A 2,253-nucleotide genomic window follows, 5' to 3' on the forward strand; every position below is an offset into this window, starting at 1 on the left:
GAGGTGGTTGGCAAAATCGGATTGATTAGCGTAGAACAAGCAGAACAGGCGATCCAAGCCGCAAAAGCAGCATTTGCCAGTTGGCGACAAACTCCAGTTCCAGAAAGGGCTGGAGTGTTGCGGAAAGCCGCAGATTTGATGGAAAAACGCCGCGCTGAATTATCCGCGTGCATGGTATTAGAAGTTGGGAAGCCAGTGCGGGAATGCGACGGTGAAGTTTCCGAGGCGATAGACTTCTGCCGTTACTACGCCGACGAAATGGAACGGCTGGATGCTGGGCACCATTATGACATCGCCGGGGAAACCAACCGCTATAACTACCAACCACGAGGGATTTCCCTGATTATTTCCCCTTGGAATTTCCCCTTGGCGATTCCCACCGGAATGACAGTGGCGTCACTGGTGACTGGGAATTGTACGCTTCTCAAACCCGCTGAAGTTTCATCGGTGATTACAGCGAAACTCAGTGAAATTTTGGTAGAAGCAGGCATTCCTCGTGGGGTGTTCCAATACGTACCCGGAAAAGGTTCAACGGTGGGTGCTTATATGGTGAAGCATCCCGACGTCCACATGATTACTTTTACAGGTTCTCAGGAAGTCGGCTGTCGGATTTACGCCGATGCTGCGATTTTACAACCAGGGCAAAAACACCTGAAGCGGGTGATTGCCGAAATGGGTGGCAAGAATGCGATTATCGTCGATGAAAGTGCCGATCTCGACCAAGCTGTGCAAGGTGTGGTGCAGTCCGCCTTTGGTTACAGCGGACAGAAGTGTTCGGCGTGTTCGCGGGTAATTGTTCTAGAGCCCATCTATGATGCTTTTGTAGAGCGTTTGGTGGAAGCGACGCGATCGCTCAATGTTGGCCCTGCGGAGGCACCCAGCACCCAAGTTGGCCCCGTGATTGATGCAAACGCACGCGATCGCATTATGGAATATATCGAGAAAGGGCGTCAGGAAGCCAAAGTCGCGCTGGAAATGTCCGCACCCAACAATGGCTATTTTATCGGGCCGACGATTTTCTCAGAAGTCCCGCCAGAGGCAACGATTGTTCAAGAAGAAATTTTTGGTCCGGTTCTAGCCGTCATGCGGGTCAAGAATTTTGAGGAAGCGATCGCAGTTGGTAATAATACCAACTTCGCCCTTACTGGCGGTCTATATTCCCGTACACCTTCCCACATTCAACAAGCTGAAACCGAATTTGAAGTCGGCAACCTCTACATCAATCGCGGCATCACAGGCGCAATTGTAGCAAGGCAACCCTTCGGCGGTTTTAAACTCTCAGGGGTCGGTTCTAAAGCAGGTGGCCCAGATTACTTGCTCCAATTCCTCGAACCCCGCGTAGTGACAGAAAACATCCAGCGCCAAGGGTTTGCTCCCATTGAAGGAGTGGACTAAGAAGGCAAAAATAAAAAGACAAAAGTAAAAGAAAGAATTGGCTTTTACTTTTGTCTTTTTATTTGGGTAAGGTAAGTAAGAGAAAGATGATAGATGAATGAACTGCTAATTAAAATAGTTGAATTTTATAAAGAAACCTTGACTATATTGCGGTTCTCAATTCGATGAAATACAAGATGATAAAGAAGTTAGGAGAACCGCTCTGGATTCTGTGACCGATAAAGATAAAAGCACTAAGTTTAAAAATAGAAGTCTGCTAATTCTAGGAATCATTTGGCTGGTGGGGGCAGTTAGCGATCGCATTTGGTTTGCGCTTGATCACTCAGTGCCAGCTTGGGATCAGGCAGATTACTTGACGGGATCGTTGAACTACTGGAGGGCTTTGCAACAACCCCAGTGGTTTTCAGGCGAGTGGTGGACGAGTTTTTGGCTTTTGACATCCAAAGTGCCGCCTTTTACCTACATTGCGACTGCTATCGTCCAGCATCTCTTTGGGACGGGGGCGGATCAAGCCACGCTGGTTCTGTTGCTATTCAGTGCGATGCTTTTGGGTTCGGTTTATGGTTTGGGTGTCCAGCTATTTAGCATTGAAGTCGGTTTATGGGCGGCTGGGCTGTGCCAACTGTTACCGGGAATTTATCAATATCGTCTGGATTTTCTGCTGGATTATCCGCTGACCGCGGTTGTGACGTTGAGTTTCTTTTGCTTGACAGTTTGGCGGAATTGTCGAACCGCAGAGGCACAGAGGACGCAAAGAACAAGAGAATGGGTTTGGGCGGCGGCGTTTGGGCTTTCTTTGGGGCTGGCGCTGATGGTAAAGCAGACAGCGCTGTTCTTTCTGTTGACGCCGATTTTGTG

At 48.9% G+C, this 2,253-nt stretch carries 2 protein-coding genes; both read left to right on the forward strand.

From position 1 onward, the window contains the following. The coding region (pruA, locus tag H6F50_RS00150) for an L-glutamate gamma-semialdehyde dehydrogenase (protein WP_190424939.1) at window positions 1-1,395 on the forward strand (1,395 nt) is incomplete at its 5' end. A 211-nt stretch (window positions 1,396-1,606) separates the two neighbouring features. Beyond that, the coding region (locus H6F50_RS00155) for a glycosyltransferase family 39 protein (protein ID WP_190424956.1) at window positions 1,607-2,253 on the forward strand (647 nt) is incomplete at its 3' end.

The sequence above is a fragment of the Coleofasciculus sp. FACHB-712 genome, assembly GCF_014695635.1.
Lineage (GTDB): Bacteria > Cyanobacteriota > Cyanobacteriia > Cyanobacteriales > FACHB-T130 > FACHB-T130.